This is a genomic window from Candidatus Dormiibacterota bacterium, assembly GCA_036495095.1.
In the GTDB taxonomy this organism is placed as follows: domain Bacteria; phylum Chloroflexota; class Dormibacteria; order Aeolococcales; family Aeolococcaceae; genus CF-96.
This window is the reverse complement of the sequence record DASXNK010000107.1, coordinates 18807-45169: the sequence shown is the minus strand read 5'-3', so window position 1 is coordinate 45169 and position 26363 is coordinate 18807. Positions and strand designations below refer to the sequence as shown.

Annotated in this window: 30 protein-coding genes; 15 read left to right on the top strand and 15 right to left on the bottom strand. The window is 75.1% G+C overall.

Going from position 1 to position 26363, the window contains the following annotated elements:
- Positions 1–107 precede the first annotated feature (107 nt).
- The 5 genes from VGL20_11545 to VGL20_11525 all read right to left on the bottom strand — a co-directional run bounded on the left by VGL20_11545 (position 108) and on the right by VGL20_11525 (position 4706).
- Positions 108–608, bottom strand: coding sequence for a hypothetical protein (locus tag VGL20_11545; GenBank protein ID HEY2704315.1), 501 nt, complete (start codon positions 606–608; stop codon positions 108–110).
- Positions 609–700: 92 nt separating this feature from the next.
- Complete coding sequence (locus tag VGL20_11540; protein HEY2704314.1) at positions 701–1507, bottom strand: maleylpyruvate isomerase family mycothiol-dependent enzyme; 807 nt, start codon at positions 1505–1507, stop codon at positions 701–703.
- Between the two features lie 167 nt (positions 1508–1674).
- Positions 1675–2247 carry a hypothetical protein gene (locus VGL20_11535; protein ID HEY2704313.1) on the bottom strand — a complete coding sequence of 191 codons (573 nt, stop codon included), beginning with the start codon at positions 2245–2247 and terminating at the stop codon, positions 1675–1677.
- A gap of 136 nt (positions 2248–2383) precedes the next feature.
- Entirely contained in the window at positions 2384–3658 is a 1275-nt protein-coding gene (locus VGL20_11530; GenBank protein HEY2704312.1) for a CoA transferase, read from the bottom strand.
- A gap of 16 nt (positions 3659–3674) precedes the next feature.
- Positions 3675–4706: a MaoC family dehydratase gene (locus VGL20_11525; protein ID HEY2704311.1), complete on the bottom strand. Its 1032-nt coding sequence runs from the start codon at positions 4704–4706 to the stop codon at positions 3675–3677.
- Positions 4707–4961: 255 nt separating this feature from the next.
- On the opposite strand from VGL20_11525, the gene VGL20_11520 reads away from it, so the two are divergent.
- Both VGL20_11520 and VGL20_11515 read left to right on the top strand, forming a co-directional pair.
- Complete coding sequence (locus VGL20_11520; protein ID HEY2704310.1) at positions 4962–5486, top strand: hypothetical protein; 525 nt, start codon at positions 4962–4964, stop codon at positions 5484–5486.
- Between the two features lie 182 nt (positions 5487–5668).
- The gene (locus VGL20_11515; GenBank protein HEY2704309.1) at positions 5669–6787 is read left to right on the top strand and encodes a glycosyltransferase family 2 protein; all 1119 of its coding nucleotides are present in this window, start codon (positions 5669–5671) and stop codon (positions 6785–6787) included.
- A 10-nt stretch (positions 6788–6797) separates the two neighbouring features.
- Here VGL20_11515 and VGL20_11510 read toward each other — a convergent pair whose 3' ends face one another.
- Entirely contained in the window at positions 6798–7028 is a 231-nt protein-coding gene (locus tag VGL20_11510) for a hypothetical protein (GenBank protein HEY2704308.1), read from the bottom strand.
- 79 nt (positions 7029–7107) lie between these two features.
- On the opposite strand from VGL20_11510, the gene chrA reads away from it, so the two are divergent.
- The 4 genes from chrA (at position 7108) to VGL20_11490 (ending at position 9844) form a co-directional block, all read left to right on the top strand.
- The gene (gene chrA / locus VGL20_11505; GenBank protein HEY2704307.1) at positions 7108–8244 is read left to right on the top strand and encodes a chromate efflux transporter; all 1137 of its coding nucleotides are present in this window, start codon (positions 7108–7110) and stop codon (positions 8242–8244) included.
- A gap of 13 nt (positions 8245–8257) precedes the next feature.
- Complete coding sequence (locus VGL20_11500; GenBank protein ID HEY2704306.1) at positions 8258–9043, top strand: alpha/beta fold hydrolase; 786 nt, start codon at positions 8258–8260, stop codon at positions 9041–9043.
- A 120-nt stretch (positions 9044–9163) separates the two neighbouring features.
- A complete protein-coding gene (locus tag VGL20_11495) occupies positions 9164–9652 on the top strand; it encodes a hypothetical protein (GenBank protein HEY2704305.1) in 489 nt (162 codons plus the stop codon).
- 30 nt (positions 9653–9682) lie between these two features.
- Positions 9683–9844: a hypothetical protein gene (locus tag VGL20_11490; GenBank protein ID HEY2704304.1), complete on the top strand. Its 162-nt coding sequence runs from the start codon at positions 9683–9685 to the stop codon at positions 9842–9844.
- Positions 9845–10021: 177 nt separating this feature from the next.
- Here VGL20_11490 and VGL20_11485 read toward each other — a convergent pair whose 3' ends face one another.
- Entirely contained in the window at positions 10022–11629 is a 1608-nt protein-coding gene (locus tag VGL20_11485; GenBank protein HEY2704303.1) for an L-lactate permease, read from the bottom strand.
- A gap of 98 nt (positions 11630–11727) precedes the next feature.
- Here VGL20_11485 and VGL20_11480 point away from each other — a divergent pair, with 98 nt between their 5' ends.
- From VGL20_11480 to VGL20_11465, 4 genes are read left to right on the top strand one after another with little or no spacing between them, the layout of a single operon-like run.
- On the top strand, positions 11728–12771 hold the full coding sequence (locus tag VGL20_11480) for an alpha-hydroxy acid oxidase (GenBank protein HEY2704302.1): 1044 nt from the start codon (positions 11728–11730) through the stop codon (positions 12769–12771).
- A 37-nt stretch (positions 12772–12808) separates the two neighbouring features.
- Positions 12809–12952, top strand: coding sequence for a hypothetical protein (locus tag VGL20_11475; GenBank protein HEY2704301.1), 144 nt, complete (start codon positions 12809–12811; stop codon positions 12950–12952).
- Positions 12953–12958: 6 nt separating this feature from the next.
- Positions 12959–13585 carry a hypothetical protein gene (locus VGL20_11470; protein HEY2704300.1) on the top strand — a complete coding sequence of 209 codons (627 nt, stop codon included), beginning with the start codon at positions 12959–12961 and terminating at the stop codon, positions 13583–13585.
- A 16-nt stretch (positions 13586–13601) separates the two neighbouring features.
- Positions 13602–14270: an HAD family hydrolase gene (locus VGL20_11465; protein ID HEY2704299.1), complete on the top strand. Its 669-nt coding sequence runs from the start codon at positions 13602–13604 to the stop codon at positions 14268–14270.
- Between the two features lie 6 nt (positions 14271–14276).
- On the opposite strand, the gene VGL20_11460 is transcribed toward VGL20_11465, so the two are convergent.
- Complete coding sequence (locus VGL20_11460) at positions 14277–15887, bottom strand: NAD(P)/FAD-dependent oxidoreductase (protein HEY2704298.1); 1611 nt, start codon at positions 15885–15887, stop codon at positions 14277–14279.
- A 78-nt stretch (positions 15888–15965) separates the two neighbouring features.
- Between VGL20_11460 and VGL20_11455 the strand changes: the two genes are divergently transcribed.
- Positions 15966–16385, top strand: coding sequence for a hypothetical protein (locus VGL20_11455; GenBank protein ID HEY2704297.1), 420 nt, complete (start codon positions 15966–15968; stop codon positions 16383–16385).
- Between the two features lie 9 nt (positions 16386–16394).
- On the opposite strand, the gene VGL20_11450 is transcribed toward VGL20_11455, so the two are convergent.
- Positions 16395–17591 (bottom strand): MSMEG_0565 family glycosyltransferase, encoded by a 1197-nt coding sequence (locus tag VGL20_11450; GenBank protein HEY2704296.1) that lies wholly within the window; start codon positions 17589–17591, stop codon positions 16395–16397.
- Complete coding sequence (locus tag VGL20_11445; protein HEY2704295.1) at positions 17588–18541, bottom strand: carbamate kinase; 954 nt, start codon at positions 18539–18541, stop codon at positions 17588–17590. Before VGL20_11445 ends, VGL20_11450 begins: the two co-directional genes overlap by 4 nt.
- Before the next feature lie 106 nt (positions 18542–18647).
- On the opposite strand from VGL20_11445, the gene VGL20_11440 reads away from it, so the two are divergent.
- The 3 genes from VGL20_11440 (at position 18648) to VGL20_11430 (ending at position 20978) form a co-directional block, all read left to right on the top strand.
- On the top strand, positions 18648–19271 hold the full coding sequence (locus VGL20_11440; protein HEY2704294.1) for a hypothetical protein: 624 nt from the start codon (positions 18648–18650) through the stop codon (positions 19269–19271).
- A gap of 116 nt (positions 19272–19387) precedes the next feature.
- Positions 19388–20524 (top strand): MSMEG_0568 family radical SAM protein, encoded by a 1137-nt coding sequence (locus tag VGL20_11435; protein HEY2704293.1) that lies wholly within the window; start codon positions 19388–19390, stop codon positions 20522–20524.
- Positions 20484–20978, top strand: a complete 495-nt coding sequence (locus VGL20_11430) for an MSMEG_0567/Sll0786 family nitrogen starvation N-acetyltransferase (GenBank protein ID HEY2704292.1) — start codon at positions 20484–20486, stop codon at positions 20976–20978. Before VGL20_11435 ends, VGL20_11430 begins: the two co-directional genes overlap by 41 nt.
- Here the strand turns inward: VGL20_11430 and VGL20_11425 are convergent.
- The 3 genes from VGL20_11425 to VGL20_11415 are packed head-to-tail and all read right to left on the bottom strand — an operon-like array spanning position 20975 to position 23367.
- Entirely contained in the window at positions 20975–21736 is a 762-nt protein-coding gene (locus tag VGL20_11425) for an ABC transporter permease (protein ID HEY2704291.1), read from the bottom strand. The genes VGL20_11430 and VGL20_11425 overlap by 4 nt on opposite strands.
- A 9-nt stretch (positions 21737–21745) precedes the next feature.
- Positions 21746–22693 (bottom strand): ATP-binding cassette domain-containing protein, encoded by a 948-nt coding sequence (locus VGL20_11420; GenBank protein ID HEY2704290.1) that lies wholly within the window; start codon positions 22691–22693, stop codon positions 21746–21748.
- Positions 22690–23367, bottom strand: coding sequence for a PadR family transcriptional regulator (locus tag VGL20_11415; GenBank protein HEY2704289.1), 678 nt, complete (start codon positions 23365–23367; stop codon positions 22690–22692). Before VGL20_11415 ends, VGL20_11420 begins: the two co-directional genes overlap by 4 nt.
- Positions 23368–23456: 89 nt before the next feature.
- Between VGL20_11415 and VGL20_11410 the strand changes: the two genes are divergently transcribed.
- Positions 23457–24227 carry a methyltransferase domain-containing protein gene (locus tag VGL20_11410; protein HEY2704288.1) on the top strand — a complete coding sequence of 257 codons (771 nt, stop codon included), beginning with the start codon at positions 23457–23459 and terminating at the stop codon, positions 24225–24227.
- On the opposite strand, the gene VGL20_11405 is transcribed toward VGL20_11410, so the two are convergent.
- A complete protein-coding gene (locus VGL20_11405) occupies positions 24217–25392 on the bottom strand; it encodes a winged helix DNA-binding domain-containing protein (GenBank protein ID HEY2704287.1) in 1176 nt (391 codons plus the stop codon). The genes VGL20_11410 and VGL20_11405 overlap by 11 nt on opposite strands.
- On the bottom strand, positions 25389–26348 hold the full coding sequence (locus VGL20_11400) for an AIR synthase related protein (GenBank protein ID HEY2704286.1): 960 nt from the start codon (positions 26346–26348) through the stop codon (positions 25389–25391). The genes VGL20_11405 and VGL20_11400 overlap by 4 nt, the downstream gene beginning before the upstream one ends.
- Between the last annotated feature and the right edge of the window lie 15 nt (positions 26349–26363).

The window sequence follows — 26363 nt, the reverse complement described above, 5'->3', positions numbered from 1 at the left end:
GCTCCCCCTCCCCGGGGCTATGTCAACGCTAGGCCTGCCGCCGCCGTCGCAGGTGTCGCGGCGGTGTCGAGGAGGTGACGCGTGAGGAACGCGGCGCGGGGGCGCCGTCAGGCGCTGAGCGCGGCCTCGGTGGGGTGGGCATGGAAGGGCTCGGGCACGTATCCGGCGAGCGGCGCCCCCCAGCCGGGGTCGAGCGCCGCGGCGATGCCGGGATCGTCGCGCTGCAGCCAGGCGAGGTGGCGCAGCGCGTGCTGGAGCACCTGGTCGACGTCGAGTCCGGCCGGCGCGGTGGTCGGGCCGCCCCTCGCCAGCGGCAGCGGCCGCACCGCCCGGGTCACCAGCCCGGCGGCCGGTGGCGCGGGGGCGGCGAGCACCACCAGGTAGGTCAGCACCAGGCCGCCGCCCTGGTGGCGCCAGGAGGTGGAGTGCACGACGGAGACGGCCAGGCCGAGCTCCCGCAGGGCCTCGACGACCACCGGGCCGGGGTCGGCGCCGGGCGGGCACTCGAGCCGCCAGGAGGCGGCGCCGGCCGGGCGCAGGCTCTGGATCGACCCCGCGGCGAGCGCCACGGGCAGGATCTCCAGCAGCGTCGCGCCACCGTCGGGCACGGTCCCGGCTCCTCTATTTGTTGAGTAATTCGATCGACTTACTCATGATAACGAGCAGCCTACCCCGTTCCCTGCGCCCGGGGCAACCTCCGCTACAGCGGGTCGAGCTGGGCGAGGAGCCGCTCCAGGGCCGCGGCGTCGCCGTCGACGCCGGCGCCCCGGGTGCGCGCCTCGGCGAGGGTGATCCGCCCCCAGACCAGCAGCACCAGGTCGGCGGGTGCGATCCGCAGGGTCGTGCCGGCGCCGGCTCCCCCCTCCTCCACCGTCACTCCGGGCGACGCCGGGGCGAGGGTCCAGCGCTGCTCCCCGGCGGTCACCTCGACCGGAGCCTCCAGATCGCTGACGCCGCCGAGGAAGGAGGGCAGCACCGCCATCGCGTGGGGCAGCAGCGCCTCCGCGACCTCGGGATCGCCGCGGTCGTCGAGGCCGGCGGCGCGGCGCACGTCGAAGCCGTGGACGAAGAGCTCGCTGAGCGAGATGCGGCCCGCCAGGGTGAGCGGCAGCATGCCCTCGGGGGTGTAGGTGGGGAGGCCGAGGCCGCCGGGGTCGAGCCTGTCGAGGTAGTCGGCGGCCGAGCCGTAGGCGTGGCGTACCCCGTCGATGCGGTCCTGGGGATCGGCCTCGCCGATCATGTCGAGCTGGGTCTCCTGGAATTCCGGGTCGCGCATGTCCAGGGGCTCGACCTCCTCCCCCGCCACCGCCGCGTCGTACCACTGCTCGACGCTGCTGGGCACGATCCCGAGGTGACCGGTGACCTGGTCGACGCTCCAGTCGCCGCACGCCGGGAGCTGCCACTGCTCCGCGGACAGCCCCTCGAGGACGGTGGCGAGCGACTCGGACTCGCGACGGGTGAGAGCGGCGACCTGGTGCAGGTCGGCGACGGTGGTGGGGACGGCCACGCTCGAACTCCTCCTCGGTTCCTCGACCGTGACGACCGTAGCAGAGGTCCCGGCGCGCCCTTCATCCCGCGGACTCTCGGCACCCGGCCACTCCGCGGGAGACCGCCGAGCACACCAAGGGCGGCCGCAGCGAGCTGCGACCGCCCTCCGGAGTGCGAGCTCGGAAGCTAGGACTTCTTCGTGGACTTGGCGCTGCCGCCCTTCGAGGTGGACTTGCCGCCGCTGCCGCCCTTGCCGCCGGTGGCGGTGCCGCCCTTGCCACCGGTGCCACCGTTGCCGGCATTGCCGCAGTTGGTGTTGCCGGTGCTGGCGCTGTTCGAGGCGCCGTGGCTGCCGCTGGCCGTGGTCGTGCCCGAGTTGCTGTTCTGGTTCGCCTTGGCGCCCGGGCTCAGGATCGGCACGAAGATGTTGTTCAGCAGGCTGGTGCCGTTGAGCAGCTGGTTCTGGCCGCCGAGGATGTTGTTGAGGTCGTTGCTCCCGATCCCGCTGAGCAGACCGCAGCCGATCCCGTTGCCGCCGGTGCTGCTCCCGCCCGAGCCGCCGGTCGAGGTGGCGCCGCCGCCGCTGCCGCCCGTCGACGAGGACGTGCCGCTCCCACCCTGGGTGGTGCCGTGCCCGCCGCTGCTCGAGGGGCTGGACGGGCTCGACGGGCTCGATGCCGAGGCGTAGGTGGTGAGTGTGATCGCCGAGCCGCCCATGACCGCAGCGGTCGCGAGCGCAGCAATACCCAGTACACGCATGGAATTTCCCTCCCTGACCGAGGGTGGGAGTCCACACTGGACGGCTCCCTGACCCTACGGCTACACAACGGGAGAGCTCTGACAGTCTTGCGAGGTTCGGTGGGATTCACGGCCCCGCGCCCGGCGGCCGGGGGCTCTACTGGACCGCGAGCCTGCCGGTGACGCTGACGCTCGCCTCCTCCGGCTCGGGACCGGCGACCACGCCGGCGTCGTGGAGCCGGCCGATCTCGGCGTCACCGAGCCCCAGGCAGGTGGCCAGGATCTCGTCGGTGTTCTCGCCGAGCAGGGGCGCGCGGCGCACCTCGACGCGGGGCATCGCGCCGCAGTCGAGCGGTGATCCCGGCATCAGGTAGGTGCCGATCCCGGGCTGCTCGACCTCCGCGAACATCGGGTTCGCGGTGGAGCACCGCGGGTCCTGGTCGACCAGCTGGGTGAAGGTCTGGTACGGGCCCCAGCACACCCCGTGCTCGTCGAAGCACTCGCGGATCTCGGCCAGGGTGTGCCGGGTCGTCCACGCCTTGAGGATGGCGCCGAGCACCTCGCGGGCCGTGAAGCGGTCGCCCTCGCGGGAGAGGTCGACGCCCATCTGCTGCTCGACCATGGCGAAGCTCTCGTGGAGGCCGGTGGCGTCCTTGAGGCTCATCCACTGCCGGGCGGTGAGCGCCACCACCATGACCCGCCGGTTGTCCCGGGTCAGGAAGTCGCGGCCGAAGGCGCCGTACAGATAGTTGCCGTACTTCGGCCGCTCGTGGCGGCTGATCTGCACCTCAGCGATCTTGCCGAGATGCGCGACCATGGCGATGGCCACGTCGCTGAGGGCGAGCTTCACCAGCTGGCCCTGGCCGCTGCGGGTGCGGAAGCGCTCGGCGGCGAGGAGGCCGGTGGCGGCGAGGGTGCCGGTGATCGCGTCCCAGGCGGGCAGCAGGTGGTTGAAGGGCACCGCGAGGTTGGTGGGGCCGGTCGCCCAGGGGAACCCGGTGGCGGGGTTGACGGTGTAGTCGACCGCCGACGAGCCGTCGTGGTTGCCGGTGATCGCCACCATCACCAGGTCGGGGCGGCGGGCGCGGAGCCGCCCGTAGTCGAGCCAGCCCTGCACCGGGAAGTTGGTGAGGAAGAGCCCCGCGTCGGGACCGGGCGCGGTGATCAGCTCGGTGAGCAGCTCCCGCCCCCGGGGTGAGCGCAGGTCGACGGCGATCGACCGCTTGCCCTTGTTCATGCCGGCCCAGAAGAGGCTGCGACCCTCCCTGGTGATCGGCCAGCGCCGGGCGTCGAGGCCGCCCCCGATCTGGTCGAAGCGGATCACCTCGGCGCCGAGCTGGGCGAGGGTCATGCCGCCGAGCGGGGCGGCGACGAAGGCCGATCCCTCGACCACCCGCATCCCGCCGAGGATGCCCGGCGGCTGCACGCTCATCCGGCCTCCCTCCCGCTCACGCCATCAGGCCCCAGAGCCGCCAGTCCAGGACCGGCACCTCCTCGGCGCCCGCGGCGGCGTCCCGGGCGGCGTGCACCACCACCCGCAGCTCGACCAGCCCGCCGCCGCCGTCGAGAGGATGGAGCCCGGCCACCTCCACCTCGGAGCGGAGCAGGTCCTCCTCGAAGACCGGCGCGAGGTGGTCGCAGCGCCGCCAGGCGAGGATGGTCACCAGGTTGGGCAGCGCCCGCACCAGCTGGGCCGCGGCCACCGAGATGGTGTGGCCGCCGTAGACGAGCCGGCGGCCGTAGGCGCTGGCGCCGGCGTCGGTGTGGGTCTGCGCCATGTTCAGGGTGAGCCGCGCGAGCTCCGGGGCGCAGCTGACGGTGTCGCGGCTCTCGACCTCGTAGACGGTGCCCTCGACGAGGGCGGCGAAGTGCTCGCCTGGGCAGGCCACGCGGAAGGCGTCGAGCCGCCACCCCCCGGGCACCGCCGCGGCCACCCGTCCGGGCTCGAGGTCCGCGGGGATGTCGTCGAAGCCGTCGGCGTGGCCGGTGCGCACCCCGGGGTCGGCGAGCGGCAGCATCGGGCAGCGCCAGAAGTCGAGCACCGGCTCGCCGCGCTGGTTCTCGGCGCGGACCCGCAGCGCCACCACCCCGGTGGCCGGCCGGCCCTCGCGCACCGCGTTCTGCCGGAGCCCGACCACCTCGGTGCGGGTGCGGAGGGTGTCGCCGATGAACACCGGGCGGAGCAGCACCAGGCCCCGGTAGAAGAGGTTGCCCCGGACCCGCTGGGAGGGGCCGGTGCTCTGGCCGATGACGACGTTGCACACCAGCATCGGATGCGCCAGCGCCGCCCCGCCCCCGGTGACCGCGGCGCTGAGGCCGGCGTCGAGGGGCAGGCGCAGGCGATCGCCGAAGATCGCCTGGGAGACCGCGGCGAGCCCGTCGGTGAGCGTGACCGACGGCGCGTCATCGAAGACCCGGCCGTGAGCCAGGTCCTCGAAGTATGGCCCCCCGATGAGGACCCGCCGGCCCAGCTCAGCCATGCACCGTGTCCCGTGACCCGGGGCCGCGCCCCGTGTCGAGGCATTGTCTGCGGGCTCTCAGGTGAGGGTCAATCACCCTGTGGGGGGAGGAGTCGGGGGAGGGCGCGCCCGATCTCGACCTGGGGGCCCGTGAACTCCGTCAACCCAGGTTTCTGAAAACTGCAAGGTTCCGGCGGACCCGAACGTAGGGAGAGACGCAACGGTCACTGCCCGGATCCGCAAGGCTGATCCGACGGCAACAGGGAGGGATACATCTTGATCCGCATCATGAGCATCGCCGCGATCACCACCGCCGCAGTCCTGGGCGGCTCGGCGATGACGATGACCAGCCACGCAGCCAAGGCGAAGGGTGGCAGCGCCCACTCGTCGTCCAAGGGCGGCGCCGGCGGGTCGGCCAAGTCGTCCGGCGGCGCCGGCGGCAGCAGCACCGGCGGCAACGGCATCGCCTGCGGCGTGCTGAGTGGCATCGCCAGCAACGACCTCAACAACATCCTGGGCGGCCAGAACCAGCTGCTGAACGGCACCAACCTGCTGAACAACCTGTTCGTGCCGGTTCTCAGCCCGGGCAGCAACCCCAACCAGAACTCGAGCGCGAGCGGCTCGTCGATGAGCGGCAACCGTGGCTCGTCGGTGAGCGGCAGCACCGGGAACACCGCGTGCGGCGGCGCCGGCGACGGCGGCAGCGGCGCCAAGGGCGGCACGGCCACCGGCGGCAAGGGCGGCAGCGGCGGCTCGGCCAAGTCCACCGGCGGCAGCGCCAAGTCCAAGACCGGCGACTGATCACGATCCATCGGGGGGGTTGGGCGAAGCTGACGTCGCCCGACCCTCCCACGGGTCGTGGACGCGGGCGTGGTCAGACGGATCACGACCGGCCGAGGGCGGCGACACCGGGTGTCGCCGCCCTCCTCCTTTCTCCGATGCGATGACACATGCGGCGGGCGAAGCAGCATCATCAGAGGGAGATGGCCGTCGAGACCCCCACCCAGGCTCCCGACCGGGCCCCGCCGCAGCGAGGCCTGGACCTCACCGTGGTCGTCCCCCTCTACAACGAGGAGGAGAACATCGACCCCGCGGTCGAGGAGCTGCTCGCGGTGCTCGACACCATGCCCCAGTCGGCCGAGGTGATCCTCGTCGACGACGGCAGCAGTGACTCCACCGGCGACCGGGCACTGGCCTGGCACCGGCGCGACCCCCGGGTGCGGGTCATCCAGTTCCGGCGCAACTTCGGGCAGACCGCCGCGATCAGCGCCGGCTTCCGCTTCGCGCGAGGCCGGGCGGTGGTGCCGATGGACGGCGACCAGCAGAACGATCCCCGCGACCTGCCCCACCTGCTCGCCCCCATGGAGGAGGGCTACGACGTCGTCAGCGGCTGGCGGCGGGACCGGCGGGACCACCGGCTGTCCTCGAGGCTGGCCAACCGGCTGATCTCGCGGATCACCAGCACCCCGCTGCACGACCACAGCTGCACCCTCAAGGCGTACCACTCGGACGTGGTGCGGCAGCTCCACCTGTACGGCGAGATGCACCGCTTCATCCCGGCGCTCGCCGGCCTCGCCGGGGCGCGGGTCGCGGAGGTGCCGATCAACCACCGGCCGCGCACCCGGGGTGCCTCGAAGTACGGGCTGACCCGCACCCTGCGCGTCGTCCTCGACCTGCTCACGGTGCGGTTCCTGCTCCGCTACATCGCCCGGCCGATGCAGTTCTTCGGGCTGCTCGGGCTGGTCAGCCTGCTGATCGGCGGCGCCACCCTCACCGGGCTGCTGGTCTACAAGGTGGTCTCCGGCGCGGGCATCGCCGAGCGCCCGCTGCTGGTGCTCAGCGTGCTCCTGGTGATCATCGGGGTGCAGTTCATCTCGATGGGCCTGCTCGGCGAGCTGCTCATCCGCATCTACCACGAGGTCGGGCAGCGACCCCCCTACGCGGTCCGCCGCACCGCCGGCATCGACGTGCCGCCGGGCGGCGCCGTCGATCCCGAGGCGTCGATGGCCGGCCAGGGCGCCGCCGGAGCGGGGGCGCCGCGGCGGGAGCTGACCGGCCGCGCGGCGCGTCCCGGCGGCGGTCCCGGCCGGAAGGGAGGCTGACCGGCGCGGCTCAGCGCGCCAGCTCGGCCCCGAGGGCGGCGAGCAGCGCGGCGGCGCCGCAGAGGTAGGGGACCGGGGTGTCGAGGTCGGCGGCGGACATCAGGAAGAGAACCGCCGCGAGCGCGCTCACCGCGTCGAGATACGGGCGGAGCACGTCCCAGCCGGCGGCGCGGCGGCGCAGCCGCAGGGCGCGGCCGGCGAGCGCCCGCGCTCCCGCCGGCACCGGGGTCGGATCGTGCATCCGCCGAGCATCCACCCGGAGCTGCGCGGATCCGATGAAGACCCGGTGAAGACTTGCCGGCGACCGCCATCATGGCCGCGTGGAGGACGCCGGGCGCTCGCGGCTCGCCGAGGTTGCGGCGGTCTTCGGGCGGTTGGGGTGGACCGCCTTCGGCGGCCCCGCGAGCCACGTCGCGCTGATGGAGCGGGAGGTGGTGCGCCGCCGCGGCTGGCTCGACGCCGCCCGGTTCGGCGAGCTCTTCGCCGCCTGCAACCTGGTCCCCGGTCCGGCGTCGACCCAGCTCGCGCTGCTGATCGGGAGGCTGCGCGCCGGCTGGGCGGGGATGGCGCTGACGGCCGTGCTCTTCATCGGGCCGGCGGTGCTCTGCATGCTCGCACTCGGCGAGCTGTATCTCCACCTCGCCGGCCGCCGGCAGATCGCCGCCGCGCTCCTCGGCGTCGACGCCGCGGTGGTCGCCATCCTCGCCCGGGCGGTCCTCGACCTCTCCCGGCTGGGCCTCCGCGGCCGGCGGACCGGGCTGATCGGCGCCGCCGCCGGGGTGACGAGCCTGCTCGGCGCCGCGCCCGTCCCGGTCCTCGCCGCCGCCGCGGCGGCCGGCGTGCTGCTGCTCGACCCCGCGGCGCTGACCCGCGGTCGCCGGGGTGGGGTCCGGGCGCTGCTGATCGCCGCCACACCGGCGGGGGGGACCGGCACGCTCCTGCCCCTCGGCCTCGCCTTCCTGAAGATCGGGGCGCTGGCCGTCGGCAGCGGCTACGTGCTCCTGCCCCTGCTCCACGCCGAGCTGGTGGGAGGGCGCTTCGGGCTCACCGACCACCAGATCGCCGACGCCTTCGGGGTCGCCCAGGCCACCCCCGGACCGGTCTTCGCCACCGCCGCCTTCCTCGGCGTCCAGGTCGCGGGCATCCCCGGCGGGGTGGTGGCGGCGCTCGCGGTGTTCGCGCCCTCGGTGGTGTACGTGCAGGTGGCCGGCGCGGTGGCCACGGCGGTGCGCACCCGGCCGGCGGCGCGCGCCGCGCTCCACGGCGTGCTCGCGGCCGCGATCGGGCTGATCGCCGCCGCCGCGGTGGCCCTGGCGCGGACCACCCTCACCGGCCCCGCAGAGGTGGTCGGGGCGGCGCTCGCGCTCCTCCTCCTCCTCGCCCGCCCGACCGCCCAGCCGGTGGCCATCCTCACCGGCGCCGCCGCCGGGCTGGCGTCGACGGTGCTGGCGCCCTGATACCTTCTCCGCCATGCCCGTCACCCCCGCCGGAATCCACTACGACGACAGCCTGCAGGGCGGCGAGCCGGTCGTTCTCCTCCACGGCGTCACCCTCGACCGCCGGATGTGGGCGGCCCAGGTGGACGCCCTCGCCGCCACCCACCGCTGCCTCGCCGTCGACCGCCGCGGCCACGGGCTCTCCGCCCCACTCCACCAGGGCTGGGACCCGGTCGACGACCTCGAGGGCGTGCTCGACCACGCCGGTGTCGACCGCTGTCACCTGGTGGGGATGTCGCTGGGCGGCCTCGACGCCGTGGCCGCCGCCGCCCGCCTGCCCGAGCGGCTGCACACCCTGGTGCTGGTCGACGCCTGGATGCCGATCGAGGCGATGAGCACCTGGTCGGCGCCGTTCCTGCTGGCCCGGGAGAAGGGCGCCGACGTGGCCCGGGAGGCCTGGCTCGGCGACCGCCTCTTCGCCGCCGCACGGGCGATCCCCGAGGTGGCGGCGCGGCTGCGGGAGATCGTCGGCGCCAACGACCTCAGCACCTTCACCGGTCCGGCGCCGCGCGGCCTGGGACGGCAGGTGGTGGCGGCCGCGGCGGCGATCGAGACCCCCACCCTGGTGGTGGTCGGCGACCTCGACCTCCCCGAGTTCGTCGAGACCGCGCGCTGGCTCGCCGGCACCATCCCGGGCGCGCTCCGGCAGCCGCCCCTGGTCGTCGCCGGGGCGGGCCACATGCTCCCGATGGAGAATCCCGACGCGCTCACCGGGCTGCTCCGGCCCTGGCTGGCGGAGGAGGCGATCCCGACCCCCTGACCCTGGCGCCGGAGCGCCGATGATATAGTGTCAATATCATTAAGAGGGGGTGCGGACATGATGAGCACATCGCCGCGGGATCCGTGGAGGTTCCTCCCGAGGTGGAGCCAGGGGGAATGGGTGGTCGCGGTCGCCTCGGTGGTGATGGCCGTGGCCCTGCTCCTCGACTGGACCTCGGTGTCGTGCGCCGGCGGCGCCCTCTGCGCACTGCAGCCGCCGGCGGCGTCCGCCGGGTTGCACGGCTGGGCCTGGCTCAGCTTCGGCGGCCTGGCCGCGACGGTGTGCCTGCTGGTGGTCCGAGGGCTCCTCGGCGACGCCGACGGGCTGCCCCGGCTCACCGTCTCGGATCGGAGCCTCTACACCGCGCTCGGAGGCGTCGAGCTCCTCGGCTGCTTCCTCTTCTGGGTCGACAATCCGTCGGTCACGGTCGGTCCGGTATCGATCGGGCCGGGCCCGGGGTGGTACCTGGGTCTCCTCGCCGCAGCCGCGACCATGGCGGGCGGCCAGCTGGTGCGCCGGGCCCGCACCGTCGAGCAGCTCCGGCTCTTCGAGGACGAGGGCACGGCCGCCGATCTGCAGAGCGGCGGCCTCGGGACGACCCCTCGCTAGAGAGGGCCGCGCCGTGGCACCATCCCGGCCATGCCCGGCATCCTCGACGAGCTCCGCGAGCGCGGCCGCGACCTGGTCACCAACCTGGGCGCCGGGCCTCCCTGGCCCGCGAAGCTCAGGCCGCTGCTCGCCAACCGGCTGCGGGCGCTGCGCCACGGCTGCTGCGGGCACCCCGGTCAGCCGGGCTGTTGACGGGTCCCGACGGGCGCCGGTCCGGCGCCGGGAGAGCACCGGCACTGACACGGGGAGGACACACCGATGGGAATCGTGCTGATCATTCTGGTCGTCCTCGTCGTCGCGGGACTCGGGGTGCTGATCGTTCCCAGCTTCCTCCGCTACCTCCGTCTGCGCGGGATGTGAGCCGGCCGGCTACCGGAAGGCCTGCGGGGCGACCAGGTAGAACACCGCGCCGATGATCACCAGGTAGCCGAGCAGGAACAGCGTCCAGGGCAGGTTGTGGCGGATCACCGCCCCCTCGTTGCGCACGTACCTGCTGGTGGACACGCCGACGCTGGCGGTCTGCGGCGCCACCGGCTTCCCCACCTCCGCCCCCACCGAGTTGAGGGTGGGCAGGAGCAGGACGGGGAGGTGGAGCAGCCGCCCGACGGTGAGCTGGAACCCGCCGAAGAGGGCGTTGGTGGAGGTGTTGCTCCCCGACAGGGCGACGCCGATCCAGCCCAGCACCGGGGCGAGCAGGAGGAAGGGCTTCCCGATGCGGCTGAGGCCGAAGGCGAGCGAGTTGCCCATCCCCGCGAAGTTGAAGACGAAGGCCAGGCCGAAGATGAAGACGCCGACCAGCAGCGCCCCCCACATCTGCCGGGCGGTGCGCCGGAAGGCCTCGGCGATCGCCGCGCCGCCGGGCCGGAGCGCCACGGCGATGAGCACCCAGGCGGCGAGGATGGCGGTGCCGGCGACGAACGGCTGGAGCGCGAAGGCCACCACCACCGGCTTCGCGCCGGTGATGGACGAGCCCGCGGAGACCGAGAAGCGGCGCACCACGTAGCCGGCGAAGCGCGCCGACCAGGGGCCGGTCCACGCCACCACGACGGCGATCAGGATGAGGAAGGGCAGCACCGCGCCGAGCACCCGCCGCGCCGGCAGCCCGGCCGCCTCCTGGGTCGCGGCGGCGCCGTGGAGGGGGACGCCCCGGTAGCCGAGCACCTCGCGGGGCCGCCAGAAGCGCAGCAGCAGCAGCAGTGAGGCGAAGCAGGTGAGCGAGCCGACCACGTCGGGCAGGTAGGGACCGAAGAGCTGCGAGACCGGCAGCTGGCCGGCGACGTACCCGAGCGAGCCGACCACGGCGAGCGGCCAGCCGTCGCGGAGCCCGCGGCGCCCGCTGACCAGGTAGATGAGGATCCACGGCGGCAGCAGCGCCAGCACCGCCACCACCCTCCCCACCGACGCGGCGAGCACCGAGGTCTGCAGGCCGGTGACCGCGGCGAGGCCGATGATCGGCGCTCCCAGGGCACCGAAGGACACCGGCGCGTTGTTGGCGATGGCGGCGACCCGGATGGCGTCGAGCTCGGCGATCCCCAGGCCGACGAGGATCGGCGCCACCACCGCCCACGGGTAACCGAACCCCACCAGCCCCTCGAGCAGCGCGCCGAAGGCCCAGGCGAGCAGCATCGCCTGCACCCGCACGTCGGCGGTCGCCTGGGAGACCAGCCAGCGCTGGAAGGTGGTGAAGACCCCGGTGACCACCAGGGTGTTGAAGATGACCACGCCCCAGAACGTGATCCAGTCGACGGCGAGCACCCCGGTGGCGCTCCCGTAGACGTAGGCGCGCAGCGCGGGGCCGGCCGGCGCCTGCCACACCGTGACCGCGAGCAGCAGCGTCACCGCCGATCCGATCACCGCCGCCAGCCAGGCGGTGACCCGGAGGGCGGCGAGCATCACCAGCAGCGCCACCACCGGCACCAGCGCCAGCAGCGAGGTCAGCCCCAGGTTGTGCGCCGGGTCGAGCACCTGACGGAACAGCGCGGGCATCGACGACCCTCCCCCTGACCTCCTCCCAGAGGTGTCGAGCTTATGCCGGGGGATGCGCCAGCGGCGACTCCGCTGGCAGCATCGTCAGCATGAACGGGGAGCTGCCCTGGGACCCGGCCGCGCTGGAGGCGGCGGCGCGCGAGCGGCTGCCGGCGATCGCCTACGCGTACTACGCCGCGGGAGCGGGGATGGAGACCAGCGTCGCCGCCAATCCGCGGGCGTGGGAGCGCTGGTGGCTGCGACCGCGGGTGCTCGTCGACGTCGCCACGGTGAGCACCGCGACCACGGTGCAGGGCACTCCGGTCGCGCTCCCGGTGCTGCTCGCGCCCTGCGCCTTCCACCGCCTCGCCCACGCCGACGCCGAGGCGGCCACGGCGCGGGCGGCGGCGGCGGCAGGCACGGTCATGGTGGTCTCGACCCACAGCTCGCTGCCCCTCGAGGAGGTGGTGCCCCACGCCACCGCCGGCGCCTGGTTCCAGCTCTACGCCGACCCCGATCCGGAGGTGACCCTGGGCCGGGTGCGCCGCGCCGAGGAGTGCGGCTGCGGCGCGCTGGTGATCACCGTCGACGCCCCGGTCTGGGGGGTGCGCTATCGCGGGCTCGGCGACGCCGCCGCCTTCTCGGAGGCGGCGGGATCGACCGCGGTGAGCTCGGGGGCGGCCACCCATCTCGGGCTCGACTGGGCAGGGGTCGAGCGCATCGTCGCCGCCACCGCTCTGCCGGTGGTGCTGAAGGGCATCCTCCACCCCGACGACGCCGCCCGCGCCGCCGCCGCCGGGGTGGCCGGGGTGGTGGTCTCGAACCACGGCGGCCGCCAGCTCGACGGCGCGATCCCGCCCGCGCTGGCGCTGCCCGAGGTGGTGGCGGCGATCGCCGGCGGGCTGGAGGTGTACGTCGACGGCGGGGTGCGCAGCGGCGCCGACGTGCTCCGCGCGCTGGCGCTCGGCGCCCGGGCGGTGCTGGTGGGGCGGCCCTACCTCTGGGCGCTCGCCCTCGGCGGCGAGGCGGGGGTGGGGGCGCTGCTGCGCCGGCTGGCCGCCGAGACCGCGAACGCGATGACCCTGGCCGGCCAGACCGACGCCACCCGGGTCGAAGCCGGGATCGTCGTCGCCGCCGGCCCGCCGGTATCCTGAGTACCGTCGAGGTCGGGCCGACTGGAGGGCGGGCGCGATGGGCTTCCTGAGCAAGCCGGTGAGGACCGTCGAGGTCCCCGAGCCCTCCCGGGTGCCGCTGCCCGAGCGGGTTCCCGCACCCAGCCGCGAACGCGACCCGGCGCCGCGTCGCGAGGAGCGAGGCGAGCCGGTCCGCGCGTAGCCGGAGGTGCGCCTCTTCCGCGCCAGCGCCCGCCGCGCCGAGCCCGGGCCGGCGCCGGCGCTCGACGGCCCCGTCGCCGGGGTGCGCGCCTGGATCGCCGCCGAGGAGGCGTCGGGCGCGGTCGTGCTCCGCAGCCAGGTCCTCCCCCACTCCGCCTGGCGGTCGGCGAATGAGACCGCGGCGTGCGGCCTCGGCCGGATGCCCCACGACCCCCCCGACGAACGCTGCGAGTGCGGGCTGTACGCCTGGTGGCAGCTCGACGACACCGCCGTCGGCCAGGCCGCCGACGCGGTCGCCACCGCGCTCGGGCTGCACCCGCTGGGGGCGGTGCTCGGCGCGGTGATGGGCTGGGGAGACCGGGTCGTGCTGCACCGCGAGGGCTGGCGCGCCGGCCGGGCCCGGATCGTGGCGCTGTCGGCCCCCGACCGCGGCTGCTGCGAGGCCATGCTCGCTCGCTACCTCGCCCGGGTCGAGCCCGACGCCGACTGGGCCGCCGAGCGCGCCGCCCAGAGCCCGTGGGCGTCGGAATCGGTGGTGCGCCGGGTCGCCGCCGGCTACGGCGTGCCGGTGGTTCCCCAGCGCAGCCTCGAGGCCGTGGCCCGCGAGCACGGCTGCCGCCCCGACCTCGGCTGAGCGCACAATCCGCGGCATGAGCGCACCCGGCTGGGTCACCTTCGACTGCTACGGCACCCTGGTCGACTGGAACCGCGGCATCGCCGCGGCGATGGAGTCGGTCGCCCCCGGGCGGGGCGCCGAGCTGCGCGCCGTCTACGAGCGGGTCGAGCCCGAGGTGCAGGCGGAGCGGCCCTTCCGCCGCTACCGCGAGGTGCTCGCCGAGGGGCTGCGGCGGAGCGCGCGGATCGCCGGGATCGAGCTCGGCGCGGGCGCCGACCAGGCGCTCGCCGCCAGCCTCCCGGAGTGGCCGGTGTTCGACGACGTCGGCCCCTCGCTGGGGGCGCTCCACGACGCCGGATACCGGCTCGCGGTGCTCTCCAACGTCGACCCCGACCTCTTCGCCGCCACCCGCGAGCGGCTGCCGGTGGAGATCGACCTGGTGGTGACCGCCGCCGACGTGGAGAGCTACAAGCCCGGACCCGCCCACTTCGAGCGCTTCCGCGAGCTCTCCGGAGCGGCGCCCGGGGAGTGGGTCCACGCCGCCTGCAGCTGGTTCCACGACATCGCGCCCGCCCACCGGCTGGGGGTGCCGTCGGTCTGGGTGAACCGCGACCACGGCTCCGAGGACCCTGGCCTGGCGTCGGCGGTGATCCCCGACCTGATGGTCCTCCCAGCGGTGGTCGACTCCCTGTTGGGCGGCTGATATGGCTCAGAGCTCGGCGGCGGGCTCGCCCCGATCCCGTCGCCGTCCGAGCCGGGCCAGCACCCGGCCGGCGCCGGCGTCGGCGAGCACGCGGCGGGCGCAGTTGCGGCCACCCATGCCGTGCACCCCGCCGCCGGGATGGGTGGAGCCGGAGCAGAGGTAGAGACCGGCGAGCGGCATCCGGTACCGCGACCACCCCGGCAGCGGCCGGAAGACCGCCTGCTGATCGAGCGCGTACGAGCCGCCGGCGACGTCGCCGCCGACCAGGTTGGGGTTCTCCGCCTCGAGGTCGGCGGGCGAGCGCACCGCCATCCCGAGCAGCCGCGACCGGAGCCCGGGGGCGTGCTCCTCGAGCCGGGCGAGCACCCGCTCGGTGAAGCCGTCGCGCAGCGCCGCCCAGCCCTCGCCGCCGATCTCGCCGGCGGCGTCCCCGCGCGGGGCCCCGGGCACGTGGCACTCGACCCAGAGGGTGGCGCCGCCGGCGGGCGCGCGGCTCGCGTCGGCGAGCGACTGCTGCCCGCAGATCAGCTGGGGGCGGGCGGGGAGCAGGCCGCGGCCCACCTGGTGCTGCGCCTCCGCGGTGGTGTCGAGGTCGCCGCAGAGGTGGACCACGCCGCAGTCGCGCAGCTCCTCCGCCGCCCAGGGCGCGGTGCCGGCGAGGGCGAGGTCGAGCTTGAACATGCCGCTGCCGTGGCGACGGCGGGCCAGCCGCGCCGGCACCGAGGCGGGCAGCCGCTCGGCGCCGACCAGGTCGAGGAGCAGCCGGCCGGCGTCGAGGTCGGCGACCACCGCGCGCCGCGCCCGCCAGCGCTCGCCGGCGGCGGTCTCCACCCCGGCGGCGCGGCCCCGCTCGACGAGCACCCGGCGCGCCTCGGTGGCGGTGCGCAGCCGCCCACCCGCCTCGGTCAGCACGTCCACGAGCGCCGCGGTGAGCCGGCCGGCGCCGCCGGTGGGGATGGGCATCCCCAGCGCCTGCCCGGTGACCGCGAGCATCAGCGCCGCCGGGGTGCTGCCGCAGGCGTCGACGGGGACGTCGCCGTGGGTGACCCCGCAGGCGAGCAGCGCCCGTGCGCTGTCGCTGACCAGCAGCCGGCGGGCCACCGACTCCATCGGCTCGAGCATCAGCCGGACGCAGCCCAGGGCCCCGGCCACCCCGGTGCGCCGCACCAGCCCCGCCGCCGGCCGCAGCGGCGGCAGCGGTGCGAGCAGGGTCTCGAGCAGCGGCCGTCCCGCCGCCTCCCACCAGCGCATCAGCCGGCGCCAGCCCCCGGCGTCGACGCCCCCCAGCCGCGAGGCCGTGGTCTCGGGGTCGCGGTGGATCACCGCCGCCCGTCCGGGAGCGACCGCGGCGCCGGCGGGCACCTCGAAGCCGGCCCACTCGACCCGCCGGTCGAGCCCCAGCTCGGCGAGCACCGGCGAGGCCCAGAGCATCGGGTAGAACGCGGAGTAGAGATCGTGGACGTAGCCGGGCAGGGTGACCTCGCCGCTGCGCACCGCGCCCCCGGGCTCGGTGGCGCGCTCCAGGACGGCGACGTCCCAGCCCGCCCGAGCGAGCAGCGCCGCCGCCACCAGCCCGTTGGGGCCGGCGCCCACGACCACGGCGTCGGCTACGGGCACCACATGCCTCGATCTCCTCGAAGTGCTCGCATTGTGTCAGGAGTCATGGTAGTGTTCGTCATCACGATGCCTGATAGCATGTTTGATAGCTTTGCCGGGTCAAGGGGTAACAAGCGCCCACCCCCGCTGACCGTCGTCGACGAGGAGACCGAGGCGCCCCTGGGCACCCTCGAGCCGTCCGACACGCCCCGGCAGGAGGCCGCCGCCCAGGCGACCCTCTTCGCGGTCGCCGCCCTCGCCGCGGCCGGGGCGTTCGCCGTCGTCGGCCTCACCACGGTGGTGATCGCGATCGCGGTCCCCTCCCACTGGCTGCTGGCGCTCGCCTTCACCGGGATCTTCGTCATGGTGGCGATCGCCACCGGTCTGGCCGCGGTGTGGCACCTGCGCAGCCGCCCGGCCGGGACCCGGCTGGTGCAGCTGACCGCGGTGCCGCGCACCGCCGCCCGCGCCGTCCGCCGGCGCACCGCCGCCCCCCGCAGGAAGCGCCAGGGCGACTGAGCCGGGCTCCTACCGGCGCGCGGCCAAGCGTCCCGCCCAGCGGGCGGGGGGCGCCACCGGCGCCAGGCGGTCATAGATCTCGCCGTGCCGACGAGCGCTCGCCGCCCAGCTGTAGCGCGCCGCCACCGCGGGCCCGGCGCCGGCGAGGCGCTCGCGCAGCCCGCGGTCGGCGACCAGCCGCCGCATCGCCGCGGCGATCGCCCCGGCGTCGCCGGCGGGCGCGAGCAGGGCGGTCTCGCCGTCGGTCAGATAGCTGCGGAACACCTCGATGTCGCTGGCCACCACCGGCCGCTCCGCGGCCAGCGCCTCGAGCACCGCCAGCCCCCACCCCTCCCGGGTCGAGGGCAGCACGAACGCGTCGGCGGCCCGATACCACGCCACCAGCTCGGCGTCGGGCACGGTGCCGAGCACGACCACGTCGGTCCCCAGCCGGAGGCCCCGGTCGGTGGCCCGCGCCAGCGCCGCCTCGCGGTAGGCGGAGTGGTCCTGGAACGAGTGGCCGCCGAGCACCGCCAGCACCGGCGATGGCCCCGCCTCGCCGCACAGCGCCGCCATCGCCTCGAGCAGCTCGGCGCTGCCCTTGCGCGGCTCGATCCCCCCGACCGTGAGGAAGAGGAAGCGGCCCTCGGCCCCCACCCGGGCGCGCAACTCCGCCGGGTCCACGGCGCCCGGGCCGGAGAAGCGCTCGGCGTCGACCCCGTTGGGGACCACCTCCGCCTCGACCCCGGGGTCCTCGCCGAGCAGCCGGCGCCACTGCTCGCTGACCACCAGCACGTGATCGGGCTCGAGGATGGCCCGCCGCTGGCAGTCGATCAGCGCGGGGGTGGTGAAGTCGTCGACGTGGTGGACGGTGCGCACCACCAGCGCTCGAGCCCCCTGGTCGCGCACCCGCGCCGCCGCCCGGGCGGCGATGCAGTCCTGCGCGTGAAGGATCCGGAAGCGTCCCGCCAGCGGGGCCAGGCCCTCCGCCAGGGCGTCGACGGCCGCGGTCACCCGCTCCTCGAGGGTGGCGGCGGACGCGGGCGCGGGGAGGATGGTGTGGGGCGCCCGCACCGGGCGGTAGAAGCCCTGGTCGGGGTCGCCCAGGGTGACGATGTGCACCGGGCGGCCGGCGTCGTGGAGCGCCTCGGCGAGCTCGACGGTGTGCACCACCCCGCCCCGCGGCTTGGTCGAGTAGGTGAGCAGCGCCACCGGCGCGGAGCTCAAGCCGACGCCCTCACGGTGCCCGTGCCGGCGACGATGCGGGTGCCGTGCCGTCCCTCGACCGCCTCGAGCACGTGCTCCGCCGAGGTGATCACCGCGAGCTCGCCGCCGTCGCGGACGAAGCGGCGGGCGGCGGCCACCTTGGGACCCATGCTCCCCGGGGGGAAGTGCCCGGCGCTGTCGAGTGCCTCCGACTCGGCCAGGGACATCTCGGTGATCGCCCGCTCGCGAGGGGTGCCGTGGTCGAGGCTGACGCAGTCCACCCCGGTGACCAGCGCGAGCACGCCCGCCCCCAGCTCCACCGCCAGCCGCCAGGCGGCGAGGTCCTTGTCGATCACCGCCTCGACCCCGTCGAGGCGGCCGTCGCGGCGGGTCACCGGGATGCCGCCGCCGCCGCACGCGATCACCAGGTGGCCGCCATCGACGAGGTCGCGGACCGCCCGCGCCTCGACGATCTCCAGCGGCTCGGGGGAGTCGACCACCCGCCGCCAGCCCCGGCCGGCGTCGTCGACCACCGCCCAGCCCCGCTCCGCGGCCAGCTCCAGCGCCCGCTCCCGCGGGTAGAAGGGGCCGATCGGCTTGGTCGGCACCGCGCCCGGCGCCGGCTCGGCCACCACCATGTGGGTGACCACGGAGACCACCGAGACGCCGCCGTCGCAGACCTCTGCGAGCGCCATCGCCAGCAGGCTGCCGATCTGGCCCTGGGTCATCGCCCCCACCGCGTGGAGCGGCTGGGCGGCGACGCCGGAGGCGCCCGCCTCCTGCTGCAGCGCGAGAGCGCCGACCTGGGGGCCGTTGCCGTGGCTGATCGCCACCCGCCAGCCGGCGTGGAGAAGGGCGGCGGCGGCGCGGGCGAGGGGCACGGCGTTGGCGCGCTGCTGCTCCCAGGCCCCTGACTGGTCCGGAGGGGTGAGGGCGTTGCCGCCCAGCGCCAGCACGACCGTGTGCCTCATGCTGGGCCTGGGCCACGGATGGGACCCGGCGCGCTCGGCGCCCCCCTTCCGGTCGTGTGCATGATAGAGGACAAGGCGTTGAACATAGTACACGCCGGGTACTCGGATGAATGAACAGGAGATCGCCGCCCTGGTGCGGCGGTGGCGGGAGGACGAGGCCCGCCTCTACCCCGTCGTGATGGTCCGTCCGGACCTCTACGAGCGCGCCGGGCTGCTGGTCCGCGCGTTCGCCGACGAGCTCCGCGCGCACACCGCGGTGGAGGAGCTGGCCGCCGCCTTCCCCCGGGCGCCGGAGACCCTCGACGGCCTCCTGGCGCGCACCGGGATGGCCGCCGAGGAGCTCGACCTGGGGCTGATCGCCGGCGCCGCCTTCGGCATCCGGCACCGGGAGATCCTGGGTGCGCTGGAACGGCTGCGTGCGCTGCGGCTGATCTCCGAGGCGCGCGACCGGGGCGGTGCCTGGGTGGTCCTGCACGAGAGCGGCCGCCCCGAGCGCACCGGCCACCGCCGCCTGGAGATGCACGTCCGCAGCGGCGAGGCCCTCCACCTGTACATCGACCCGGACCCGGCCACCGGGCGCCCCGAGTACGGCCTCCAGCGGCTGCGTCTCGACCCCGGCAGCGGCGACCACGCACCCGGCACCACCGTCGAGGACGCCCGCACCTTCGCCGACGCCGAGTCCTGGACGAAGGCCACCCAGGAGCTGCGCCGGTATCTCGAGCAGGAGTGACGCCGGGGCCCTGGCACCCTTGACACGGTGCGAAGCCGCGGGCAAGATTCTGTTTTCCTTTGGTGAACGGTCGTCTTCCAAAGTTTGTGGAATTGTCCGGTCGCGAGGAGGCGCGCATGGCCACTGTTCCGGTGACGCCCGACCTGGGACGGCTGCTCACCGAGCTGCAGAGCCGCGGCGTGCGGCTGGAGGGGCCGGTCGAGGCCCGGCGTGGCGGCGCGGGCCCCTCCGACGCGGGGATGATCCACGTCGAGGGGGTGCCGGTGACCGTCCCGGTGACGGCCGCGTACGTCGCCGGGTCGCCGTACACCATGCGACGCGAGGACGAGGGCTGGGGCATCTACCGCGGGGGCGTCCGCCTCGCCTCGGCGGCGGCGCCGGCGCGTCCCCGGTACTACGACCTCACCACCGACGACGGCATCCCCTACTGGAAGATCGCCCTCCTCCACCTCGACTCGCTGGCGAGCACGGTGATCCAGACCTGCGCGTACTGGGACACCGAGGACCAGTGCCACTTCTGCGGCATCGAGCTGACCCTGCAGGCGGGGAGCACGGTGCGGGTGAAGCGACCCGAGCACCTCGCCGCGGTGGCGGTGGCCGCGCGCGACCTCGACGGCGCGGTCGACGTCACCCTCACCACCGGCAGCACCCACGGCCCCGACCGCGGCGCCCTCTACCTGGCGCGCTGCGCGGCGGCGATCAAGGAGGCGAGCGGCCTGCCCATCGAGGCGCAGTTCGAGCCCCCGGGCGACCTCGCGGCGCTCGACCGGGTCCACGACGCCGGCGTCGACTCGGTCGGCATCCACGTCGAGTCCTTCGACCCCGCGGTGCTCGCCCGCATCGCCCCCGCGAAGGCGCGCACCGGCATCGAGGGCTACTTCGCCGCCTGGGAGCGGGCGGTCGAGCTCTTCGGCCGCGGCCAGGTCTCGACCTACGTGATCATCGGCATGGGCGAGGACCCCGAGGTCACCGTGCAGGGCTGCCTGCGCGCCATCGACCTCGGCGTCTATCCCTTCGTGGTGCCGCTGCGGCCGGTGCCGGGCAGCCTGATGGAGGCGTGCTCGCCGCCGCCGGCGGAGCGGATGGACGCGATCTACCGGCGGGTGGTGCCGCACCTCCAGGCCCGCGGCATCAGCTCCGGGACGGTGCGCGCCGGCTGCGCCCGCTGCCAGGCGTGCTCGGTGATGGGAGTCATGGAACGGAGCAGCGGTGGTGACGACCTCGAGCGCATCCCCCTTCGCCCTCTCCACTAGCCCGCCCACCGTCCACTGCCGGCCGGTGGCCTCGCCGGGCGAGCTCGAGGTGCACCTGCGCATCCGCGAGCGCGTCTTCGTCGACGAGCAGGGGATCTTCGCGATCACCGACCTCGACGACCGCGACGCCGACCCGACGACCCTCCACGTGCTCGGCTTCTGCGACGGCGAGGTGGCGGGGACGGTGCGGCTGTTCGACCTCGACGGCGAGGGCGTCTGGGTGGGCGACCGGCTCAGCGTGCTGCCCGCCTACCGGGCCCGCCACGTCGCCGAACCGCTGGTGCGCTACGCGGTGCGCACCGCCGGCGAGCGCGGCGGCCGGGTGATGCGCGCCCACGTGCAGGTGGCCAACGTGCGCTTCTTCCGCCGCCTCGGCTGGACCGCCCTGGGTGGGCCTGCCGACTATCTCGGCAGGCCGCACCAGGACATGGTGATCGCGCTGGGACCGGTTTAGGCCACCGACCGCCCGAAGGAGCGGGCCGCCCAGGTGATGGTGACGGCGGCGAGAGCGGCGGCGACCGCGATGCCACCCAGGACCGTTCCGCCCGCGACCGGGGTCTGGAACGCCTTCCGGGCCGCCTCGACCGCGTAGTAGAACGGGTTGGCGTGGCCCACCCCCTGCAACCAGGCGGGAGCCAGGCTCAGAGGAAGCAGCATGCCGCTGAGCAGCATGATCGGCAGGAAGATGGCATTGAGCAGCGGCGCCATCGCGTCCTCGCTGCGCAGCTTGAGCGCGAGGCCGTAGGAGAGGCAGGCCATCCCCAGCCCGATGAGCACCAGGAGGACGCTGATGATGGCGATCGAGGTCGCGGTGATGTGCAGGCCGAAGGGGATCGACATCACCACCAGCAGCGCCGACTGGAAGAGCAGCACGGCGATGTCGCGGCCAGCCCGGCCGAGGAGCATCGACAGCCGGCTCATCGGGGTCACGCGCATCCGCTCGATGACCCCGTAGCGCAGCTCGGCGATGAGGCCGAAGCCGACGAAGACGCAGCCGAAGAGCGCCATCTGCACGAGCAGCGCGGGGACGAAGATGTCGTAGGCGTTGCCGCCGTAGTCGGGCGACGACTCGGCGACCTTCTTCAACACCGGGCCGAAGAGGAACAGGTAGTAGATCGGCTGCATGAGCCCGACCACGACCCACACCGGGTTTCGGAGGGTCTGGCCCATGCTCCGCTGGAAGACCAGCCAGCTGTCGCGGAGGACTCTCATCACGGTCTCCTATGCGGCCTCGTCGCGGAGCGAGCGGCCGGTCTGGCGGAGGAACACGTCGTCGAGCGACGGCCGCGCCAGCGAGATGGTCTGCAGGGTCAGCCCGCCGCCGTCGAGGAGGCGGAGGATCAGCGGCATGGCGGCCTCGCCGCGCTCCACGTAGAGGCGCACGGTGCCCTCGTCGACGGTGGCCTCGCGCACGAAGGGCTGGTGCTGGAGCAGCCGCAGCGCCGCGTCGACGTCCTCGAGGACGCCCACGGTGACCACGTCGCCGGCGACATCCCGCTTCAGCTCCTCGGCGGTGCCCTCGGCGACGATGCGGCCGTGGTCGATGATCGCCAGGCGGTCGCAGAGGGCGTCGGCCTCGTCGAGGTAGTGGGTGGTGATGAACACCGTGGTGCCCCGCTCGCGGAGGCCGCGGATCTCGTCCCAGAGGTGGGCGCGGCTCTGCGGGTCGAGCCCGGTGGTGGGCTCGTCGAGGAAGAGCAGCTGCGGCTTGTGGACCAGGCCCAGCCCGAGGTCGAGGCGGCGGCGCTGGCCGCCCGAGTAGGTGCCGCCCTTGCGGTCGGCGCAGGCGGTGAGGTCGAGGGCGCCGAGCACCTCGGCGGCGCGCGCCTCGGCGGTGGCGCGGTCCATCCCGTAGAGGCGGGCCTGGAGCACCATCTCGTGGCGGCCGGTGACGGTGGGATCGGTGGAGCCGCCCTGGGCGACGTAGCCGATCCGCTCGCGCACCTGACGGGGCTCGCGGAGCAGGTCGCAGCCGGCCACGGTGGCCTCGCCGCCGCTGGGCACGAGCAGGGTGGTCAGCATCCGCAGGGTGGTGGTCTTCCCCGCCCCGTTGGGGCCGAGGAAGCCGACGATCTCGCCGGCGTCGACGCGGAGGTCGATGCCGGCGACGGCCTCGACCTCGCCCCGCCGGGTCGTGAAGCTGCGGCGCAGCCCATTGGTCTCGATCACAGGGGCGTCTCCTCTCGGGGTGAAGGTGCGGATCCGTCGCTCTGCGCCGGCATCGGCGCGGCGGTGGGGAAGTTCTGGTGGAGGACGGCCATCTCCTCCGCGGTGGGGAGGGCGAGGCGGCCGCCGGCGATGGCGGCGATCACGCCGCGGACCCACTCCAGCTCGGCGGTGCGGAGCACCATCGCGTGCTCGCCCTCGAGCGTGAAGAGCCGGGGCAGGCCCCTCGCGGTGAGGTCCGCAAAGATCCCTCGCGCCTCGGCGAGCTCGGCCTCGATGCGGCCGGCACGCTCCTCGAGCAGCGAGCCGAGCTCGTCGATGCCCACCGCGGCGGCGAAGGCGAGCCCGGCGGCGAACTGGGTGTACTCCTTGGCGGGGGTGCGGAGCAGCTCCCGCAGCCAGCCCCGGAACCTGGCACGGCCGGCGTCGGTCAGCCGGTACACGGTGCGCTCCGGGCGCCGCCCGTCGCGAGCGGTGCTCTGGGCCTCGATCAGCCCGTGGCGGAGGAGCAGGTCGACGACGGTGTACAGCGAGCCGTAGTTGAGCTTGATCGCCTCGTGGATGGCGCGCTCGCGCATCAGCGAGGCGATCTCGTAGGGGTGCATCGGCCGCTCGAAGAGCAGCGCGAGGACCGCCAGCGCGAGGGGGTTGGTGATGTCGCGGCGTGGCTCGTTCATGACTATCCGGCGCCGAGTATACGGCGGCCACTACTCCGCACCGGGTAACGAGACGGTGACGGCGGTGTGCCCGTGGTGTACTGGTGCGGATGGCCAACGACCTCGAGGTGCTCACCGCCAGGCTGGCGGTCGCCGGCTTCATCGCGGCGGCGGAGGAGGCCGGCGAGCTGCTGGCGTGCGCCGCCGGCGACGCCGGCCTCCTCGAGTCGCTGGTCGCGCGCCGGCTCACCGGCGAGCCGCTCGCCTGGATCACCGGCGGCGTCGTGTTCTGCGGTGTGGGGGTCCGCGTCGACCCCGGGGTCTACGTCCCCCGCTGGCAGAGCGAGCGGCTCGCGTGCCGGGCCGCCGAGCGCCTGCCCGCGAACGGCGTGGCGATCGACCTCTGCACCGGGTCGGGGGCGATCGCCCGGGTGCTGGCCACCCGCCACCCCGGGGCGCGGGTGGTGGGCTCCGACCTCGACGAGCGTGCCGTCGCCTGCGCGGCGGCGAACGGCGTCGAGGCATACCGCGGCGACCTCTTCGCCCCGCTGCCGCCCACCCTCGAGGGACGCGTCGACGTCGTCGTGGCGGTCGTGCCCTACGTGCCCACCCCGGAGCTGCCGCTGCTGCAGCGCGACACCTTCGCCTTCGAGTCGGCGCTGGCCTACGACGGCGGCCCCGACGGCACCGAGGTCCTCCGCCGCGTCGTCGCCGGCAGCGTCCGCTTCCTCCGGCGAGGCGGCGCGCTCCTGCTCGAGCTCGGCGGTGCCCAGGCGGGCGCGCTCGCCGGCGACCTCGCCCGCCTCGGCTACGCGGACCCCGGCGTGCTCGTCGACGAGGACGGGGACGTCCGCGGCGTCGAGGCGACCCTCAGGAGCTGAGCCGCCGCTCCAGCGGCGTCCGGAAGCGGGGGGTGACCCTGACCCCGCCGAGCCAGCCGCCCAGCGTCGCGGCCGCCTCCTCCACCGCCACCGCCGGCTCCGCCCCGACGTCCTCCAGGAGCTCGACGGCGACGCCGCCAGCCGGGGTCTGACCCCAGCCCCCGACGATCCGGCCGTCCCACCACACCGTGGGACCGGCGTTGCCGGAGCGGTCGAAGAGGGCCGGGCCGTGCTCGCCCAGGTACCAGTCGCGCCCGGCCCAGCCCATCACCGTGGGGTCGAGGGCGGGGAGCAGCCCCACCCACGGCTCGGCCGCCGGCTCGGGCTCGAGGTCGCCGGGGAGCGCCAGGCCGGGGACGCCGTCGAGGTCGACGGCCACCGCGCCGCAGCTGGCGAGGGCGGCGCGCACCTGGGCCGCCGTCCATCCCGTCCACCAGCGCAGGTCGGCCTCGGTGCCGGGGCCGTAGGCGGCGAGCCAGCGGCGCACCAGCTCGGCCCGGGCCGCCTCGGCGGTCCACTCCGCCACCCCGCCGGGCAGCCACGCCTCCACCGGCGACCACCGGTACTGGCTGGAGATCCAGGTGCCGCGGGGCCGGCCGCGGACGATGCGCCCGTCGGCGGCGAGCAGGGTCAGCACCCGGGTGGTGATGTTCTGCAGGCTCTCGTAGGGCTTGCCCTCGGAGAGCAGCACCCGGGTGCGCAGCCCGGGCACGTCCGCGGACAGCTCCGCCCCGGTCGCCTCGCCGCGGGCGGCGAGCGCGGCCAGGGTGGCCTCCTCGACCCCGGCGAGCCAGGCGGCGAGGTCGCCGCCGATCCCCGCCCCCTCCAGCAGCTGCAGGCTCCGGCGCCGCTCCAGGGCCGCGATCGCCCGGGTGCTCGACGCCTGCACCACCCCCACCAGGTCGCGGGGCACCACGAACATGGTCCGGCGCATCCCGAGCATCCGCACCAGAACGCGGTCCTCGTAGAGCGCCCGCTCGACGGCCGCGGTCTCGGGGAGGCGCATCCGCGCGGCGGCGGCGAGGAACACCGTGGCCGGGTCGGTGGCGTGGAGGGCGACGAGGCCGGCGGCCACCTCGACCGGGCCGGACGCGCGGGCGGCCGGCGCGAGGTGGTGGCGCCGCGCCAGCCGGGCCCGGCGCTCCCCGGCGCCGATGCGGATCACTCCGCCCTCAGCCGCAGCCCGGTGACCGGCTCGCTGCGGAGGTCGAGCACCCGCCGCTCCTCCCCTCCCCCACGCACCCGCAGCTCGCCGCCGCCGTCGACGGTGGCGATCACCTCGCAGGCGAGGCCGCGGGCGGCGAACCGGGCCCGGCAGGCCTCGACGGCACCGGGGTCGGCGCAGAGCAGGAAGCCGTAGGCGGGAAAGGCCATCACCCAGCTGGTCAGCGGCACCCCGGCGGGCCGGGGCAGGGCGTCGAGGTCGACGCAGGCGCCGGCGGCGGTGGGCTCGAGGAGCATCGCCAGCGAGCCCAGCACCCCGGCCATGCTGACGTCGCGGGCGGCGACGCAGATCCCCTCCTCGGCGAGCTCGGGGAGCAGCCGGACGTCCCCGGCGAGGCGCTCGCCCCGCTCCGCCAGGGAGGAGAAGTAGGGGAAGTCGGCGCGCATCGTCCCCTCCAGGCAGCAGGCGAGGAGCAGCGCCTGACCGGGGGCGACGTGGCGGGAGCTGAGCACCGGGCCGCGCAGCTCGCCGAGCCCGAAGGCGGAGATCGCCGGCGGACCATCGCGGATGGTCAGGTGCCCGCCCACCACCGGCACCCCGTAGAGGGCGGCGGCGTGGCGCATCCCCTCCAGGGCCAGGCGCGCCACCGGCTCGGGGGCGATCACGGTGTCGAGGATCGCGAGCGGCCGCGCCCCCATGGCGCAGACGTCGTTGACGTTGGCGACCACCGCGGCGATGCCCGCGCCCCGCGGGTCGGCGGCCACGAAGGGCGGCCAGAGCGCCTCGCCACCGGCCACCACCCGGCCCCCGCCGGCGTCGACGACGGCGGCGTCGTCGCCGGGACCGCCGGTCCAGTCGCTGGGCCCGAACACGTCGCTGACCAGCGCGAGGGCTGCCTTGGCGCGCAGTCCCGGCCCCTCGCGGACGGTCCGCACCACCGCGTCGAGCTCGGTCACCGGCGGCCCAACTTG

Bases quoted from the DNA above. Each gene is read 5' to 3' on its own strand.
- VGL20_11440 (HEY2704294.1), top strand. From the start codon at position 18,648: ATGAATGAACAGGAGATCGCCGCCCTGGTGCGGCGGTGGCGGGAGGAC.
- VGL20_11425 (HEY2704291.1), bottom strand. From the start codon at position 21,736: ATGAGAGTCCTCCGCGACAGCTGGCTGGTCTTCCAGCGGAGCATGGGC.
- VGL20_11510 (HEY2704308.1), bottom strand. From the start codon at position 7,028: ATGCACGATCCGACCCCGGTGCCGGCGGGAGCGCGGGCGCTCGCCGGC.
- VGL20_11525 (HEY2704311.1), bottom strand. From the start codon at position 4,706: ATGGCTGAGCTGGGCCGGCGGGTCCTCATCGGGGGGCCATACTTCGAG.
- VGL20_11480 (HEY2704302.1), top strand. From the start codon at position 11,728: ATGAACGGGGAGCTGCCCTGGGACCCGGCCGCGCTGGAGGCGGCGGCG.
- VGL20_11490 (HEY2704304.1), top strand. From the start codon at position 9,683: ATGCCCGGCATCCTCGACGAGCTCCGCGAGCGCGGCCGCGACCTGGTC.
- VGL20_11515 (HEY2704309.1), top strand. From the start codon at position 5,669: ATGGCCGTCGAGACCCCCACCCAGGCTCCCGACCGGGCCCCGCCGCAG.
- VGL20_11535 (HEY2704313.1), bottom strand. From the start codon at position 2,247: ATGCGTGTACTGGGTATTGCTGCGCTCGCGACCGCTGCGGTCATGGGC.
- VGL20_11445 (HEY2704295.1), bottom strand. From the start codon at position 18,541: ATGAGGCACACGGTCGTGCTGGCGCTGGGCGGCAACGCCCTCACCCCT.
- VGL20_11410 (HEY2704288.1), top strand. From the start codon at position 23,457: ATGGCCAACGACCTCGAGGTGCTCACCGCCAGGCTGGCGGTCGCCGGC.
- VGL20_11475 (HEY2704301.1), top strand. From the start codon at position 12,809: ATGGGCTTCCTGAGCAAGCCGGTGAGGACCGTCGAGGTCCCCGAGCCC.
- VGL20_11500 (HEY2704306.1), top strand. From the start codon at position 8,258: ATGCCCGTCACCCCCGCCGGAATCCACTACGACGACAGCCTGCAGGGC.
- VGL20_11435 (HEY2704293.1), top strand. From the start codon at position 19,388: ATGGCCACTGTTCCGGTGACGCCCGACCTGGGACGGCTGCTCACCGAG.
- VGL20_11415 (HEY2704289.1), bottom strand. From the start codon at position 23,367: ATGAACGAGCCACGCCGCGACATCACCAACCCCCTCGCGCTGGCGGTC.
- VGL20_11455 (HEY2704297.1), top strand. From the start codon at position 15,966: ATGTTTGATAGCTTTGCCGGGTCAAGGGGTAACAAGCGCCCACCCCCG.
- VGL20_11530 (HEY2704312.1), bottom strand. From the start codon at position 3,658: ATGAGCGTGCAGCCGCCGGGCATCCTCGGCGGGATGCGGGTGGTCGAG.
- VGL20_11465 (HEY2704299.1), top strand. From the start codon at position 13,602: ATGAGCGCACCCGGCTGGGTCACCTTCGACTGCTACGGCACCCTGGTC.